Here is a 16,468-nt window from a genome sequence, read left to right on the forward strand (position 1 = left end):
CACCCCTGCCGCCTGGAACCAGCTCCGGCAGGACCACCCGCCACCGGCACATCAAAGGACACCATGAGCGCACAGAGCACCGCCTCCACCCTGCCCCCTCTGGGCACCGGGAAGCACAGTCGATACCTCGGCATTATTGCACTCATCGCCACCTTCGGCGGTCTGCTCTTCGGCTACGACACCGGAGTGATCAACGGCGCGCTCGAACCCATGAGCCGCGAACTCGGTATGGACTCCACCACTCAAGGCTGGGTCACCGGATCGCTCGCCTTCGCGGCGGCTATCGGTGCGCTCACCTGTGGTCGTATCTCTGACCGGTACGGCCGCCGAACCACCATCATTGGGCTGTCCACCATCTTCTTCATTGGCGCCCTGACCTGCGTGTTTGCACCCAACGTCGCCGTGCTCATCACTGGACGAACCCTGCTCGGCCTGGCGGTCGGTGGCGCCTCCGCCGTGGTGCCCGTATTCCTCGCAGAGCTCGCACCCTACGAAATTCGAGGCTCCCTCTCCGGCCGCAACGAGCTCATGGTCGTGGGCGGTCAGCTCGCCGCGTTCATCGTGAACGCCCTCATCGGCAACCTGTGGGGCGAGCACGACGGCGTGTGGCGCTGGATGTTCGCCATCTGCACCCTGCCCGCCATCGGCCTGTTCGTCGGTATGCTGCGTGTGCCCGAATCGCCGCGCTGGCTGCTGCGCGTCGGCAAGCGTGAGCAGGCGCTGGAGGTTATGAAGCGCATCCGCTCCGTCGAGCGTGCCGAAGCTGAAATTGCCGATATTGAGCGTACCCTGCAGGCGGAGGCGACCACCCAGAACGATGCGGCAGCTAAGGAAAGCGTGGGCGTGCGCGGCTGGTTCGTGCGCATCCTGCTCGTCGGTATTCTGGTCGGCGCGGGCCAGCAGCTGACCGGCATCAACTCGATCATGTACTACGGCATTAAGGTGCTCAAGGAGGCTGGTTTCAGCGAATCCGCGGCGCTCATTGCAAACATTGCGCCGGGTACGATTGCGGTGCTTGGCTCCATCCTGTCGCTGCGCCTGATGGAGCGTGTGCCGCGCCGCGTCATGGTCATTACCGGCTATAGTTCGACCGCGTTTTTCCACGTGCTGATTGCGGGCGCATCCATGCTGTTGCCCGCCGATAATGCGGCGCGCCCCTGGATTCTGCTGGTGCTCATCGTCTGCTTTGTGGGCGCGATGCAGACTTGCCTGAACGTGTCCACGTGGGTGATTATGAGTGAGCTGTTCCCGCTGCGTGTGCGTGCGGCGGGTATGGGCATTTCGGCGTTTAGCGGCTGGATGATGAACGGTGCGCTGTCGCTGGCATTCCCCGTGATTCTGGGTGCGGTCGGTCTGACCGGCTCCTTCATCGGCTTTGCCGTGGTGAACGTGATTATTGCGCTGCTGATGTTCCGCAACCTGCCGGAGACTCGCGGCGTGAGCCTGGAGCAGGTGGAGCGCGGCGTGATGGACGGCAGCATCTACCCCTCCGCACGCGGGCGCTAAACCCGGCGGTTTTTAGGTATGAATGAGGCGGGCGGCACCTCCCCGGTGGAGGTGCCGCCCGCCTTGCGTTATGCGTTGAAAGACTAGTCAGCTGGGTTCTCTGCGAGGAACTCGTCGAGGCCGATGCGGTAGCCGTCATCTTCGGCGCGTGCCTTGCGAAGAGCCTCAATGTCGAGGAGCTCTTCGTACTCTTCAAGTAGCTTCAAATCTTCGTAGGAGATGAGCGCGGCAACAGTCTTACCATTGCGGCTGATGAGCGGACGTTCGCCGGAAAATACGGCTTCGTTGACTTTGGTTCCGAGGTTGTCGCGGAGTTCTTTAAGAGTCGTGACATTGGAACGAGTCCGGTGAGTGGTGACAGTCATGACTGGTTCCTTTCTGGGGTTTGTCCGTTAGCTCCGAGGATAGTTCCTGTGCAGATTCCATCCAGGGGGCTACTTATATAGTTTATATAGTACTACAATGTAAAGTATGTAAAAAGTGTACACTTTTTCTGCTAAGGTTGAGGTTAAGATTTAAAGCTCTGCCTGAAGGATGCAGATGACTGCAAACCATCTCTCAAACCCCGCGTACCGGGTTGAATTGACGCGCAAAGCAGCGAAAGAACTGAAGAAAATCCAACGAGAAGACCGGGCAGTCTTCGAGAAAATTATCGCCTGCCTCCGGTCCCTTGGTGATGACCCATATATGACGGGAGTCAAGAAGCTACAGGGCGAAGAAGGGTACAGGGCACGAGTAGGGAATTACCGCATTCTGTACACCATTGATAACGGTGCGGTTGTTGTTGAGGTCTTCCGAGTTGGTCATCGGCGAGAAGTCTATCGCGGCCTGTAGAGTGAACGCGGCGTGATGGACGGTAGCATCTACCCCTCCGCACGCGGGCGCTAAACCCGGCGGGTTTAGATATACATGAGGCGGGCGGCACCTCCCCGGTGGAGGCGCCGCCCGCCTCGTGCGTCTCGTGACCCGCCGCCCCTCGCCCCACCGCACTGTTCGTTGAATGAGAAGCAAGGAAACCCTACCCTGCGCCACCAACCCATAAGTGATACGGTCAAAGAACAAATAGTCAAAGAACAAGTAATGGATTCACGTGCTGAAATGCACGCCCGACCCTGCCCCATACGCATCGCCCGGACGCCCGCATCCAGCACGCCACAGCTCTATAACAAACACGGGTGAACAATGACTGAGAACGTACACAACGACTGGGACCTCCGAAGCGAAGAAGTGCAGAAAGACCAGGTAGCCGCCTACGACGCAATGCGCCGCCGTTGCCCTGTCGCCCACGACGAATTCATGGGCTACTCCGTCTTCAAAAACGCCGACGTACAGCACGTACTCGACCACCCCGAAATCTACTCCAACGTCGTCTCCACCCGCCACATCGCCGTCCCCAACGGCATGGACGCACCCGAACACACCACCTTCCGCGCCGTCAACGACAAGTACTTCACCCCCGAACGCCTCGAAAAGTTCGCACCCGTCATCCGCGACGCCGTGAAGAGCCTCATCGCAGAACTGCCCCGCGGCGAAGAAGTAGACGTCATGCAGGGCTTCGGCCAGGCATACGCAATGCGCGTGCAGAACGCCTTCATGGGCTGGCCCGCATGCCTCGAGCAGCCGCTCACCGAGTGGATCGAGAAGAACCGCGTCGCCACCTTGCGCCGTGACCGCGAAGAAATCGCGAAGGTCGCCCTCGAATTCGACGGCTACATCCGCCAGCTGCTCGACGAACGCCGCGAGGACGCCGCAGCAGGCAACCCCAAGGACATTACCGCCGAACTGCTTACCGACACCGTGCAGCTGCCCGGCGAAGAGCCCCGCACCATGACCGACGAAGAAATCGTCAGCCTCATCCGTAACTGGACCGTGGGTGAGCTGTCCACCGTCTCCGCAACCGTGGGCGTATTCGTGAACTTCCTGGCACGCAACCGCGCCGAACAGGACCGCCTGCGCGCCTCCCTCGCCGACGGCAACGCCCTCGACGACCGCAGCGAAATCGCCCTTGCCGTCGAAGAAATCATGCGACTCGAGGACACCCTCGTCACCAACCGCCGCATCACCACTCAGGACACCGAGCTCGGCGGTCGCACCCTGCCTGCCGGCTCCCGCGTGACCATCAACTGGGCAAGCGCAAACCGCGACGAGGACGCCTTCGAAGACGCCCTCACCTACAACCCGCACCGCGACCAGTCCCGCAACCTCGTGTACGGTGATGGTATCCACGTCTGCCCCGGCGCGCCCCTGGCACGCCTGGAACTGCGCATCCTGCTTGAGGAGCTGCTGCGCGGTACCGAGTCCATTGAGATTGCGGACGAGAGCGAGAAGCCCGCAACCGTGAACGCTGTGTACCCGGTCTCCGGCTACTCGGTCGTGCGTGCCATCTTCAACTAGGCACGCTCCAGCTCTAAAAAGGGCGAGGCGCCGACCCCTGAGAATGGGGGTCGGCGCCTCGCGCTGTTAAGAGTAAATATAAGAGTGAATAGTAGGGGAGCGGTGGCTAGTATTAGCCGCGCACTATAGATAAAACGGAATATTCCCTAGTGGCTATATAGCCTAGTGGAATACCCAAAAAAGCTGAACCTAGCGGCCAGAGCTCGTTGCTGAAGGCTTCGCGGAAGATTCCGCAGAACCGCTCGCAGACGCACTCCCAGACGCCCGCGCCGAAGCACTCGCAGAAGCAGAAGCCTCCGCCGCAGCCGATGCCGACTCTTCCGGAGATAGCGGCGTACCGTCCGCATGAACACCAGCCATCGCCGGAGTCACACCATTCACGAAGCTCAACTTCGCCTGCTTGAACTGGTACTCGGGGGAACAAGTCAGCTTGTACTTCGAATTCGCCAACTCGCGAATCGACTTCACATAATTCTGAGTCTCCTCATACGGGGGAACACCGCCGTACTTCTCCACAGAACCCGGACCCGCGTTATAACCGGCGAGAACCACATCCTGCAGCTCATCCTCATTGGAGGCGTACTTCGCCAAACGAGTACGCAACTCACCCAGGTAGCGTGCCTGCGCCGCAATCGCATCGTGCGGGTTCAGCACGTTACCGCCGTTGCCGAAGCTGTAGTGGCCGCCGCTCCACGCATCATCGGTGAACTGCGCAATACCCTTAGCGCCCTGGTGGGACACAACGCCCACACGCCAGTGGCTCTCAGTCTCAATCTGCGCCGCCAGCACGCCGGGACGGAAACCCGCGACCTTAGAGCCCTCCTCAAAATCGGATCGGAGAGCCGCCGGAGCATACGAAAGTTCCGTCATACCGCAATAGTCGTCATAGGTGGCTGCCAGGCCGGCAACACCGCCACCCAAAAGAACCGCAGAGGCAATAATCTGCCAATGCGCAAGTGCCCCGGCGAGAAAGCGAAGCGGGAAAGCTTTACGCTGCCGAGGGGAAGTCTGTGCGTCCGCCGAAGCGGGGGTGTGGTTGTTGGCGCCCGTAGCGCTGCGCTCGGAAGAGGCGCTCGAAGTGCTATCTGCCATTCCTATAGACTAGCGCACCATGCCCGCTCCTGGCTAAGAAAAGTTCGCCCATGAGGCTAAAAGCATAGTTCGCCGATGCGCGTGCAGGCTCCTGCCGGGGCGTGTGCAGGGGCTCTGGGCTGGCTCTGTATCGGCTCTGTAGGAGCCTGTGCGGGGCAGAAAGGCGGCACAGCAAGACAGCGCAGAAAGACCCCGCCCGGCGCATCCATTCACAGGATGCACCGGGCGGGGTCTACCTCTCACGGGGCGCTAGAAGCGCCTAGCGTGAGGGTTTAGCGGGTAGCCACTACTAGCGATCAGTGACCACGATCTTGCCGGCGGCACCGCGCTCCATCTCCGAGAAGGAGTGATTCACGAACACGTAGGTGCCAGACTCCAAGAACTGCATCTCCACGAAGCCGCCCTGAGCGGGCGCCAAATCGAGTGCCTGGCTGTGGCCGTCACGGCTGCCGAACGCATCCGCGCCGCGGCGCATCAGGTAGCCGCCCTCCTTGTAGACGGTGTCGAATTGCGAACCGACCACGTGGAAGCTCGTGCCGTGGTTCGGGCCAGCCGCCATCACCCAAACACGGATACGCTCGCCCTTCTTCACATGCAGAGGCTTCGCCTTGTACTGGGTTGCGTGGCCGTTGAACATGGTCAGCGTGGGGGTGCCCGCCGCGATCAGCTCCGGCGAGTTCTCCGCCAGCTTGTTGCCGTCGGAGGCGGTCTTGCCGGTGTCGTGCAGGTACGCCTCGCCCTGAACCATCACGTACTCGTGATCGACCGGGTCGAGGTCTGCCGGGTCAATGATGACCGCGCCGTACATGCCCTGGGTCATGTGCAGGCTCAGCGGGGCGGTACCGCAGTGGTACAGCCAGATGCCGGCGGCCTTCGCCTCGAAACGGTAGACGAGACGCTCACCGGGGGCGATGGTCTTCATCGTGTTATCGGGGGAGACCATGCCCGCGTGGAAGTCCAGCGAGTGGCCCATCGTGCCGTTATTGATGAGTGTAATTTCAAAAATGTCGCCGACCTTGCCGCGCAGAATCGGTGCCATGTTCTGCCCGTTGAACGTCCACATGTGGACGGTTACGCCGGGTGCGACCTCGCGGTCGACCTCCTGCACGTCCAGGGTGACCTTGCGGACGGTCTTGCCGTTCACCTTCTCGGCGGTGTTCGGTGCCGGGATGTTCGGGTCGCGGTACTTGTAGCCGCTGCCGGGCGCTGCGGACATGTCAATCCTGCTGTTCGCAACGGTCATGAGGGTCGGGGTGCTACCCGACGCCGCGTGGTTGTGGGTGCCCGCAGAACCGTGGTTGTGGCCGCCCTGCGCCACCTGGTTTGCGGAGGCGCCGGTCGCCTTCACCTTAAACACCATGCCCAGGGAGCGGTGGCCCGCTACGGAGCAGTAGGCTTCCTGGTCGGCGCTGATGATGCCGGCGTCGACGGTTTTCGTTTCGCCGGGGTTGATGGTGCCGGTGGTTGCGCCGTTGTCGAAGGTCAGGTCGTGGGTCATGCTCTGGTCGTCGTTGGTGACCTCGACGACCAGGCGGTTACCTGCGGGGACCTCCACCTCGGCGGGGGTGAAGCGGTAGTTGCTGGTCGCCTTCACCTGCACGGTGGTGGTCTGACCGGTCGCAGCCACGGAACCCGCCGAGGAGAACGACGGCAGGTTCAGCGCGGACGGGTTCACGGCGAAGCCCAGCAGGAACGCCATGGCAACCGCCAACGCCGCCTGGAAGCTCTGCTTGGCGTGCGGGACGGGTTCCGGGGTGAGCGCCTCCTGGTTGAAGACGGGCTTCTCGCCGCGGGCGCGTGCTGCCATCATTTCCTTGCGGGTATTCACGGACGCCTTCACGCCGCGCACCATGAGCGGAATGAACGCCATGAGCGCCAACGCACCCACGATAGCGACGGCAATCTTAATGGACTGGCCCACCATGGAGCTGGGCATCATGAAGATCAGCAGCGCCAGGTTCACGGCGGTTACGCGTGCCGCCGCGAAACGGCTGAACTCCTTGTTGGAGGCGCGCACCACCGCCGGGCCGCCACCCATGCGCTGCGGCAGCAGGTAGCTCATCGCGCCGAGCAGCAGCTGCAGCAGGAAGCCGACCACGAAGATGGGGGTTACGGCGCGCATGTCCAGCTGCGCGAAGGGGACGGTTGCCACCATGTAGGCGGTGGTCGCTACGCCAATAATCAGCCAGAGGAAGCCCATACCCACGCTCATGGGCGGGTACTCGTTCGGGCGCTTGGTGCGCAGGGTACGCACCATCACCCAGGCGACAATCAGCAGGGCAACCAGGTAGACGACCAGGCCGGCTGCGGCGAGCGGACGCATCCCTAAAATCGCGCCGACAACGGTCAACGCCAAGCCACCGCACATCAGGTACAGGGCGCGCAGGCTGTGGGTGAGCGCCTTATCCACCATCTTGGTGCGCAGCATGGTCGGCCAGAACGTCACCAGCGTACCCACCGCGGTAATACCGACGAAGCCGAGCACGTTCACTGCCTCGTGCGCGAGCAGGAACTGCGAATGCAGGGTGCCGGACAGGTTCGGGTAGGCAATCATGCCGCCAAACGCCGCACCGAGGGGCAGCAGCAGCGCCGCAACAATGTAGAAGCGAATGGTCACACCGAACCGCGACGGCAGAGCCTGACGCACCTGCTTCAGCAGGTAGATGCCGTGCCAGGCGACCATCGACCCGACAATGAGGGCGCCCACCACCGTGGCGGCGTAGAGGCCGGGCACGCTCAGCTGACCGACCATGCCGATCATGAGCACGAGAATACCGGCGTTCAGAATGAAGATTCGGCGCACCTGAGTGCCGCGCGCCTCGTCCGGAATCTTGATTTTCATGAGCGCTTCGGTGAAGTGCTGCGACCAAATCAGAATCGAGTTCGTAATCAGGCCGAGGGTGACAATGTGCACCATCAGCCAGCCGCTATTCGGGATAAACCTGTGCAGCAGAAGTACGCCGACAAGGGTAAACATCCAGTGGGAGACGGGCTTGGAGGCGCGACGATGCCACGTACCGCGACCGGATGCGCGGCGTGCAATCTCTTCGGGGGTGAGGTTTGCGCCGGGCACATCAGCCGGGCGCGCGCCAATGCTCAGGCCGGAGGAGCCGCCTCCGGAGACGTTTGCGGGCTTGCCGCTCGTGTTCTCGCCTTCGGGTGGGGTGCCGAGATGTTCACTCACGTGATCACTGCTTTCACTGCTGGTTGTTCGTGGACGTCGGTGTGCGGGTCGGCACCCGGTACCCCTGCGTTGGGGCGGGTGCCAATAAGCCCATTATATTGCCCGGATAGTACCAATTTTGAAGACATGACGTGCATATGAAGGCAGCTCATATCGTGATAGTTGTGCCTGCGCGCTCAAGTGATTCTTCCCCTGCGAATCTCCCCCTGTGATTCTTCTCCCCAATGCATCCTTCACAGGTGCGCGCGATAAACTATTAGGATTCCAAAATCAGATGCCCGCCCACCCTACGCGCGCATCCGCCGGCACCAAGGTAAGGACAAACACCTCGTGACAAGGACTGACTCCACCACCCCCATCTGGGGAAAAATCGCTATTGTGGCACTCATCCTCATTGTTGGCGGTGGATACGTCGTCAAAATGCTCACCAACCCCTTCAGCGGTATGGACTTCTCCATTTACCGTCTGGGTGCGATGACCATTTTCGATAACGAGGGCTTTACCCAGGACCTATACTCCCCGACCCTGAACGATCACGGCGTCATCAAGCCGCCGTTCACGTACCCGCCGTTCGCGGCGATGCTGTTCTTGCCGTTCGCTTTTATTCCGCTGGAAGTCGGCAAAGTCATTATGGTCATCGGTTCGGCTGTGGTGGCGTGGTGGATTTCCACGATCATTTACAACTACGTGAATGCGCGCGGCCGCGAACTGCCCCTGCAGCAGTACTTTGGTCGTGCCGGCACGATTGCGATGCTGACCATTCTGGTGGTGGCGGCGGGCCCGTGGCAGCGCACCCTGGACCTGATTCAGATTAACCCGTTCATTACGGCGCTGATTCTTGCCGATTTTGTGCGTCCGGCGACCCGCGTGCCGCGCGGCGTGCTGATTGGTATTGCGGGCGGCGTGAAGCTGACCCCGCTCGTGTTTGGTCTGATTCTGCTGGTCCGTCGCGACTGGAAGGGCATTGCGACCCTGGGCGCGACGTTCTTCGGCACCATTGCGCTGGGTTTCATTCTGATGCCTAAGGACGCGCCGGAGTTCTGGTTCTCCGCGCTGACGAACCCCTCCCGTGTGGGTGGCCTGAACTTTGTGGATAACGTCTCGATTCAGGGTTGGCTGCTACACTTCGGTCTTTCTGAGAGCGCCGCGAAGCCCGTCTACTACGCCCTGGCGCTGGTCACGATTGTGCTGACCGCCGCGCTGCTGTACCAGCTGGAACGCCGCGGTGCCGCGCTGGCGCAGGTGGCGGTGACCGCCTCCTTGATGGTGGCGCTGTCGCCGATTAGCTGGTCGCACCACAACGTGCTGCTGCCCCTGCTGGCTGCCGTGTTCATCATGGACGCGTTCCCGACCTATTTTGCGGTTCAGCCGGCGTGGCTGCGGGTGACAGCGACCGTGTTCGCGGTGGTTGCGGTGCTGGGCCTGTACCTGTCGCCGATTAGGATTGCGTCCTGGTTCCACGGTAGCGCGGATGGTTTGGAGCAGCTGGCTCCGGGTGCGTTGGCGGTTTCGGCTATTCCCGCGTTCTGCCTGTGGGTGACGATGACGCTCTGGTCTATTGCCGCCCTGAGCGCGCCGGTGCGTGGCGCGAAGGTTGAGCCCGTGCAGTACGGTTCCGCGCGTAGCGATGCGCCGCTGGGCTGGTGGGGCGCTCGCGCCCTGGTGACCGAGAGTGCCGAGTCTGTGCGTGCCGCTGCTTCCCGTGAGGCAACCGCGTGAGCCGCGAGAAGGAACTAGAAAAGACCCCTGTGAGTACTGATAAGAACACCGCAAAGACTGCAGAGAAGACCGCTGAGAACACCGAGGCGGTAGCCCCTACGATTCCGTGGGCTTCGGCTTCCGTTGCTGTTGAATCCGCGCCGGTTGCGGAACCGGCTGCTGAGAGCTCTGAGTCTGTTGTGGAGCCCGCCGCAGAGGTAGCCGCAGCTACGGCAGCCACCGCGGAAAAAGCGGCAAAGGAAGAAGCCACCACAGAGCCCGCAAAGCCTGCGCGTCCCTGCTTCTTTGACCGCATTCCCGGTCTGCGTAGCGGCGCTCTCTGGGCGCACCTGCTGTTCATCCTGGTTGCCCTCTACGCCTTCGACTACGTGACGCACGCGGCGGCTGACGATATTTACGTGTACCGCCTGGGCGCTGTCTCTCTGGCGGACGGCCCGGACGGCTACCAGCTCTACGGCTTCCGCACGCGCGGCCTGCCGTTCACCTACCCGCCGTTTGCGGCCCTGCTCTTCTACCCGCTCGCGTTCCTCACCGAACCGCAGAGCATGCTGCTGATTACCGCCATCATTTGCGCGCTCAGCTACTGGTGCGCGTATCTGCTGTACTCCTACGCGCGTAGCCGCTCGTGGCGTCTGCCGTTGCAGAAGCACCTGGGTCATTGGGGTATGGTGTCGCTGATTGCGGCGCTGATTTGGATGTGCGGCCCGTGGCGTTTGACCACGCATTTTGGGCAGATTAACGCCATTATTCTGATGCTGATTCTTGCCGATTTTGTGCGCCCGGCAACCCGCGTTCCGCGCGGTGTGCTGCTGGGTATTGCGGCGGGTATTAAGCTGACCCCGCTGGCGTTTGGCCTGCTGCTGCTCATGCGTAAGGACTGGAAGGGCATTGCGACCCTGGGTGCGAGCTTCGCCGCGACTGTGGGTATCGGCTTCCTGGTGATTCGGGAGGAGTCGTTCACGTTCTGGTTCCACGCGGTGCATGACACTTCGCGTGTGGGCTGGTTCAGCTACTACGATAACGTGTCGATTATGGGCACGCTGACCCACGCGGGCCTGCAACACCACCTGACGGCAACCGCGCTGTCGGTGGTGCAGATGGCGTTGACCCTGCTGATTGTGCTCGTCACGGCGGTTCTGCTGGTTCCGCTGATTCGTGCCCGCGCGCTCATGGCGCAGCTGGCGCTGACCGCGTTCATGATGCTGCAGATTTCGCCGATCAGCTGGTCGCACCACAACACCTGGTACCCGCTGATGCTCGCCGCCGTGGTCATGGAAATCTTCCCGCTCATGTACCAGCGGGTCAGCTCCTTCGTGTTCACGCTGGCTGTTATTTTGGCGACCGCGGCGCTGGTGGGCATGTACATTTCGCCGTTCTGGATTGTGCTGGCGTTCTCCCCGCACTTCAGCTCGGATCAGATTCTGATGGTGCCGGAAGGCTCCCTGGGCCTGATGGCGGGCACCATGCCGTACCAGTTCATGTACCTGTTTATCCTCGTGACGTTCTTCGTGTACCTGGCGCATCGTCAGTCGGTGGAACGTGCGGCACGCGCCGCAGGTGACGAGCTGGCGGAGGCGAAGTACTCCCGCTAAAGGAGCCGCCCGCTCACGGCGGCAGGCGCCTCCAGCAGGGTATAAAACCTCGCCGGGCATAAAAGTATCCCCCGCACCCATCACGGGCGCGGGGGATACTTTTATACCCAGCCTGCTGACCTAGTCAGCTAAGCCGCTAGTTAGTGCCGATGCTCCAGGTAATAGCGGAGTCGGTACGAACCTGCAGGTAGCTCTTGTTGCTCTGAACCCACTGTATGTTGCTCTTCACGGTCGGGATGGTCGAGGAGAAGAACGGGTCGTTCTTGGTCGCGTTCAGAACGGTGAAGCCGCGGGTGGTCGGGCCGCTGGTCTGGAACTCCATGGTTGCCTCGGTGCCTTCGTAGGTGAAAGCGTAGTAGTTCATGGTGCTCTGGAACTTCTCCCCCTTCTTGTAGTGGGGTGCGGAGTCTGCATCGTAGACGCGGATGGTCCACTCGCCCTTACCGGTCAGATCCAGCTTACGGGTGGGGGTGGAGTGGCTGCTCGCGTCAATCCACGCGGTGCCCTTAATCTCCTTGCCGTCGCGGCTGGAGTCGAGAACGCTCACACCCGAGGTGAGGTTGCCCTTGTCGTCACGGCTGGTGATGAAGGCGTTGACCACGCCCTCTGCGGGCTTGAACTCGTAGTAGATCAGGCCTGCGGACACATCGCCCTTGATCTTCTCAATGTCGATGGTGTCCTTGTTGTCGGCGACGGTCTTCTTGTATTCCTTGAACTCGCCCTCGGGCATCTTCGCTTCAGCAGCAGCGATGGGCGCTGCGGAAGAAGCGGAAGTACCTGCCGCCGCGCTCTCAGATGCGGGAGCGGAAGAAGCCTCAGACGAAGCCGCCGCGGAGGACGCCTCAGCGGAAGTAGCCGCCGCGCTCGATGCCGCCGCAGAATCGGAGGCGGGGTTCGAGTTACCGCGCGGAATCAGCATGACAATTGCCAGGATGATGACAATCAGCAGAGCCAGCGCACCACCGATAACACCCCAAATCTTGGTGCCGGAGAGCAGGCCCTTCTTCTCGGAGCCGTCCTCGCCATTGCCCTGGTTGCCGGGCTCGGTCATGTAGGGGTTGCTGAGCGCTACGGTTGCCTGGTCCTGATCGGAAACCTGACCCTGGTAGGGCTGCTGAGCGTTGTACGGCTGACCCTGGTAGGGGTTGCCCTGGTACTGGCCGCCCTGCGCGTTGCCGTCCTGGAAACCCTGACCCTGGAAGTTCTGGCCCTGGAAGTTCTGGCCCTGGAAACCATCAGCCTGGTTCGGCTGGAAGCCGTTCGGTGCCTGACCCGCCGGGATGAACTGTGCGTTCTGGTCGCCCTGCACGTTCTGGCCGGGCTGTTCCGAGAGGTTCACGGTGCGCTCGGACAGGTTGATGGTGCGCTCGGTCTCGGGGGTGTGGAACTCAACGAGCGGGGAGTTCTCGATGGTGTGGGGAGCCTCTTCGGTGGAAGCGGGAGCCTCAGCGACCGGCTCAGCGGCAACGGGTGCCTCGGGGGCAACCTCGGCGACGGGCTCAACAACAACGGGTTCTGCAACCGGCTCGGATGCAACGGGCTCAGAGAGCGCGGGCTCAGCAACCGGAGCTTCAACAACGTGTGCCTCAACGGGCTGTTCGGAAGCAGCCTGCTCAGCAACGGGAGCCTCAACTGCGGGCTCTTCAGCCACAGTCTCCTCAGCAGAAGCCTGCGGGGTCAGAACCTGCTCGGGCAGAGCAGTACCTGCCAGCGGAACCTGAGTCAGGTGACGCATCGGCTTCGGCTCGGAGGATTCCTTAGCAGACTCCTGAACGGACTCAGCCACGGGTGCCTCAGCCTGGGGTGCCTCTACCTGCTGCGCCTCAACGTGGGATGCCTCAGCTGCGGGTGCGGGAGCCTCCGGAACCTCAATGATCTGCTCACCTTCGAGCTCAGCGGCGAGCTGCTCCAGGTCAACGTCCTCAACGGTCAGCGGTGCTGCAGCTTCGGCGGGCTGTTCAGCCTCAACAGCGGGCTCAACAGACTCAGCCGCGGGTGCCTCAACAACGTGCGCCTCAGCGGGCTGCTCAGCGGGAGCCGCCTCAGCAGCGGGCTCCTCGGGAACCAGCGGCTCAATAGTAGCCTCTTCAACCTGGATGGGTTCGGGCTCGGGCTCTTCGACCCACAGCTGCCAACCTTCAGGAACGGGACCCCACGCGGGGTCGGGGCGCCACGTAGGAGTGGGGGCCCATCCGGCAGGAGGAGCGGGCCAGTTGGGCGGCGGATTGAAGACGAGTGCCATAAGAAAGTAGCCTTTCTGGTGCTGAAAAAACACCCCGGAAGAGCGGTCATCAGCGACTATGTATATGAGCGTATTATCGCTTCAAATTATGGCATATGTTCAGAAAATGAACCCCGTGAATGGTAGGTTTTTAGCCTTATTCACGGCTTTTTCAATGGTTTTGGAACATTCCGTATCAATCAGTACTTGAAGGTTTTCGCATGCCCGGTCACCATCGAGCCCGCGGAGGCTAGGATTAAAGAATGAACACGACACCCCCTCCCGCACCCCCGCAGGTAGCCGCCGGAACCCCCGCTACTCCTGCGCCTGTTGCAGGTCTTGCCTACCACCGTCTCTCCCACGCCGACCCGAAATCCCGCTGGTTCTCACCCCTGCTGGAAGGTCTGCTCGGCGTCGCCGTATTTATTGGCCTCAACCTGATCATTTCAGTTGCCCTGGCTGCGACGATTATGGGTTCGGGACTTTCCCTCCAGGATGTAGCTACGAACCGCTCCGTCATTATGGAACACCCGGCGCTGTTCGCCCTGACGTTCCTTTCCCTTATCGCGATTGTGCCTTCGCTCTTTCTGGCGCGCCTGGTTGTGGGCCCGAAGCCCTGGGGTCTGATCCATTCGGTGGCTGGCCGTCTGCGCCGCTCGCTGCTGCTTCCTTACCTGGGTTTGAGCTTCGCTGTTTACGGCATCTACTACGCCGTGATGCTGGCGTTGAGCGGTGAGAGCCTGCCCGAATACCGCTATTTTCAACCTCCACAGGTTGAATTTTGGGTTTATGTGGCGATGATGCTACTCCTGGTGCCCGTGCAGTGCTACGCCGAAGAGCTCGCCTACCGCGGCTTCATGATGCAGATGTTGGGCCGCTGGCTCCGCACCCCCTGGCTGCCGATTGTGCTGCCCGCCGTGCTGTTCATGCTCTCCCACGCCTACGACCCCTGGGGTCAGAGCACGATTCTTGCGATGGGTATTTACGCGGGTTTCCTCTGCTGGTACACCGGCGGCCTGGAAGCCTCCATCAGCCTGCACGTGGCGAATAATGTGATCCTGATGCTGCTGTCCATGGTGGCTGGTCTGGACCCGTTCGCCTCCGAGGGTGTGACCCCCGTGGATGCACTGCAGGGTATCGCACTGGAAGGCGTGTACGTGGTGCTCGCCTGCCTGATCTTCAACGCACGCGCTCGCCGCGGCGAGGTTTCACGTGAAACACAACCGCTCAAGGTTGATAAATAGGCTATATGGCGGGCTGCTCTAGCTCAGCTACCCCAACCCGCCCGCCCCGCTCCATCCGAGCCTCACCAGGGCTATTACTCCATGTTGCGTGGACTATCAGCCCCGGTCACCCCGTCAACACCCAAGAAAAGGTAGGGTTAAACCATGACTGTTGATGCTGTAAAAAATATTGAAGACCTCGCCGCATTCGTGGCGGAGTCGCCGGTCTCTTACCTCGCCGCGCGCACGGTAGCGCGCCGCCTGCAAGCAGCAGGCTTCACCGAGCTTGTAGAGACCGAAGCATGGGACCCGCAGATCGCAACCGGCCGCCACTTCGTCGTCCGCGACGGTGCGATTATCGCCTGGGCTGGCGGCGCGAAGGCGCAGAAGGCAAGCGGCTACCGCGTGCTGGGTGCGCACACCGACTCGCCCTCCCTGAAGGTCAAGCCCTCCTCCTCCATCACCACGAAGGGCTGGCACCAGATTGCCGTGGAGAACTACGGTGGTGCACTGCTGAACTCCTTCCTGGACCGCGAGCTGTGCGTGGCGGGCCGCCTCACCGTCCTTGAGGGCGGGGAGTTGAAGGACCGCCTGGTGCGCACCGGCCCGATTGCGCGCATCCCGCAGCTGGCGCCGCACCTGGACCACAAGCGTAACGAACTGGTGCTGGACAAGCAGTTCAACATGTACCCCGTGTGGGGCGTGGATCCGGCGGAGAATGATGTGCTCGGCTACATGGCGAAGCACGTGATTGACGGCGAGCCGGTCGACCCGCAGAGCATTGTGGGTTACGACCTGCTGTTCGCTGATTCGCAGCCGCCGCGCCGTTTTGGTGCCGATCAGGAGCTGTTCGCTTCCGGTCGCCTGGATAATCTATCCTCGGTGCACGCTGGTTTGACCGCCCTGGAGCGTTACGTTGCCGATAACGCGGATGAGCACGCTACCGAGACTGTGATGCTTGCGGCGTTCGACCATGAGGAGCTCGGTTCGGAGTCGCGTAGCGGTGCGGCTGGCCCGTTCCTGGAGGATATTCTGGTGCGCCTCTCCGCTGCCCGCGGTGAGAGCACAGAGGAGTACCGCCGTTCGGTGGCGGCGTCGTTCTGCCTGTCGGCTGATGCCGGTCACCTGGTGCACCCGAACTATCAGGGTCACCACGACCCGACCGTGCAGCCGTTGCCCGGTGGTGGCCCGCTGCTGAAGATTAACGCGAACCAGCGTTACGCGACGGATTCGGTGGGTGCTGGCGTGTTTGCTGCGGCGTGTGCGAAGGCTGGTGTGCCGTATCAGGAGTTCGTGTCGAATAACAATATGCCGTGTGGTTCGACGATTGGCCCGATTACGGCGACTCGCCTGGGTATGCGCACCGTGGATGTGGGTATTGGCCTGCTGTCGATGCATTCGATGCGCGAGATGTGCCATGTGGACGATATGGCGTACATGACGCGCGCGGTGGAAGGCTTCTTCCGCCTCTAAATTGAATCCCTAGCGGGAGTTTAAAAAGTTGTGGCGGTGACCGAATGAAACGGTCACCGCCACA

The 16,468-nt window shown here is 61.7% G+C and carries 11 protein-coding genes; 7 read left to right on the forward strand and 4 right to left on the reverse strand.

The window, feature by feature from the left end; all coding sequences use genetic code 11:
• Nucleotides 1-63: 63 nt before the first annotated feature.
• The gene (locus QZ540_RS03145; protein ID WP_294627671.1) at nucleotides 64-1,506 is read left to right on the forward strand and encodes a sugar porter family MFS transporter; all 1,443 of its coding nucleotides are present in this window, start codon (nucleotides 64-66) and stop codon (nucleotides 1,504-1,506) included.
• Nucleotides 1,507-1,589: 83 nt separating this feature from the next.
• Here the strand turns inward: QZ540_RS03145 and QZ540_RS03150 are convergent, their stop codons facing one another.
• Nucleotides 1,590-1,871, reverse strand: coding sequence for a type II toxin-antitoxin system prevent-host-death family antitoxin (locus QZ540_RS03150; protein WP_005509047.1), 282 nt, complete (start codon nucleotides 1,869-1,871; stop codon nucleotides 1,590-1,592).
• Between the two features lie 175 nt (nucleotides 1,872-2,046).
• On the opposite strand from QZ540_RS03150, the gene QZ540_RS03155 reads away from it, so the two are divergent.
• Nucleotides 2,047-2,340: a type II toxin-antitoxin system RelE/ParE family toxin gene (locus QZ540_RS03155; RefSeq protein ID WP_070505728.1), complete on the forward strand. Its 294-nt coding sequence runs from the start codon at nucleotides 2,047-2,049 to the stop codon at nucleotides 2,338-2,340.
• A gap of 348 nt (nucleotides 2,341-2,688) precedes the next feature.
• On the forward strand, nucleotides 2,689-3,900 hold the full coding sequence (locus QZ540_RS03160; protein ID WP_294627674.1) for a cytochrome P450: 1,212 nt from the start codon (nucleotides 2,689-2,691) through the stop codon (nucleotides 3,898-3,900).
• Between the two features lie 189 nt (nucleotides 3,901-4,089).
• On the opposite strand, the gene QZ540_RS03165 is transcribed toward QZ540_RS03160, so the two are convergent.
• Together QZ540_RS03165 and QZ540_RS03170 are read right to left on the reverse strand one after the other, a co-directional pair.
• Nucleotides 4,090-4,992 carry a lytic transglycosylase domain-containing protein gene (locus tag QZ540_RS03165; protein ID WP_294627676.1) on the reverse strand — a complete coding sequence of 301 codons (903 nt, stop codon included), beginning with the start codon at nucleotides 4,990-4,992 and terminating at the stop codon, nucleotides 4,090-4,092.
• 289 nt (nucleotides 4,993-5,281) lie between these two features.
• Nucleotides 5,282-8,176, reverse strand: coding sequence for a multicopper oxidase domain-containing protein (locus QZ540_RS03170; RefSeq protein ID WP_294627678.1), 2,895 nt, complete (start codon nucleotides 8,174-8,176; stop codon nucleotides 5,282-5,284).
• A gap of 330 nt (nucleotides 8,177-8,506) precedes the next feature.
• Here QZ540_RS03170 and QZ540_RS03175 point away from each other — a divergent pair, with 330 nt between their 5' ends.
• Together QZ540_RS03175 and QZ540_RS03180 are read left to right on the forward strand one after the other, a co-directional pair.
• Nucleotides 8,507-9,895, forward strand: coding sequence for a glycosyltransferase 87 family protein (locus QZ540_RS03175; protein WP_294627680.1), 1,389 nt, complete (start codon nucleotides 8,507-8,509; stop codon nucleotides 9,893-9,895).
• Nucleotides 9,896-9,924: 29 nt separating this feature from the next.
• Nucleotides 9,925-11,487: a glycosyltransferase 87 family protein gene (locus QZ540_RS03180; protein ID WP_294627682.1), complete on the forward strand. Its 1,563-nt coding sequence runs from the start codon at nucleotides 9,925-9,927 to the stop codon at nucleotides 11,485-11,487.
• A 136-nt stretch (nucleotides 11,488-11,623) separates the two neighbouring features.
• Here the strand turns inward: QZ540_RS03180 and QZ540_RS03185 are convergent, their stop codons facing one another.
• A complete protein-coding gene (locus QZ540_RS03185; RefSeq protein WP_294627683.1) occupies nucleotides 11,624-13,729 on the reverse strand; it encodes a hypothetical protein in 2,106 nt (701 codons plus the stop codon).
• A 242-nt stretch (nucleotides 13,730-13,971) separates the two neighbouring features.
• Here QZ540_RS03185 and QZ540_RS03190 point away from each other — a divergent pair, with 242 nt between their 5' ends.
• Entirely contained in the window at nucleotides 13,972-14,952 is a 981-nt protein-coding gene (locus QZ540_RS03190) for a CPBP family intramembrane glutamic endopeptidase (protein ID WP_294627685.1), read from the forward strand.
• A 144-nt stretch (nucleotides 14,953-15,096) separates the two neighbouring features.
• On the forward strand, nucleotides 15,097-16,404 hold the full coding sequence (locus QZ540_RS03195; RefSeq protein WP_005507304.1) for a M18 family aminopeptidase: 1,308 nt from the start codon (nucleotides 15,097-15,099) through the stop codon (nucleotides 16,402-16,404).
• Nucleotides 16,405-16,468: the final 64 nt, after the last annotated feature.

This window comes from uncultured Rothia sp. (genome assembly GCF_916049665.1).
GTDB lineage: Bacteria > Actinomycetota > Actinomycetes > Actinomycetales > Micrococcaceae > Rothia.

What these genes read in the sequence shown, in the direction of transcription:
- QZ540_RS03190 (WP_294627685.1), top strand. Translation starts at nt 13,972, where the DNA reads ATGAACACGACACCCCCTCCCGCACCCCCGCAGGTAGCCGCCGGAACC.
- QZ540_RS03155 (WP_070505728.1), top strand. Translation starts at nt 2,047, where the DNA reads ATGACTGCAAACCATCTCTCAAACCCCGCGTACCGGGTTGAATTGACG.
- QZ540_RS03195 (WP_005507304.1), top strand. Translation starts at nt 15,097, where the DNA reads ATGACTGTTGATGCTGTAAAAAATATTGAAGACCTCGCCGCATTCGTG.
- QZ540_RS03150 (WP_005509047.1), bottom strand. Translation starts at nt 1,871, where the DNA reads ATGACTGTCACCACTCACCGGACTCGTTCCAATGTCACGACTCTTAAA.
- QZ540_RS03160 (WP_294627674.1), top strand. Translation starts at nt 2,689, where the DNA reads ATGACTGAGAACGTACACAACGACTGGGACCTCCGAAGCGAAGAAGTG.
- QZ540_RS03165 (WP_294627676.1), bottom strand. Translation starts at nt 4,992, where the DNA reads ATGGCAGATAGCACTTCGAGCGCCTCTTCCGAGCGCAGCGCTACGGGC.
- QZ540_RS03185 (WP_294627683.1), bottom strand. Translation starts at nt 13,729, where the DNA reads ATGGCACTCGTCTTCAATCCGCCGCCCAACTGGCCCGCTCCTCCTGCC.
- QZ540_RS03145 (WP_294627671.1), top strand. Translation starts at nt 64, where the DNA reads ATGAGCGCACAGAGCACCGCCTCCACCCTGCCCCCTCTGGGCACCGGG.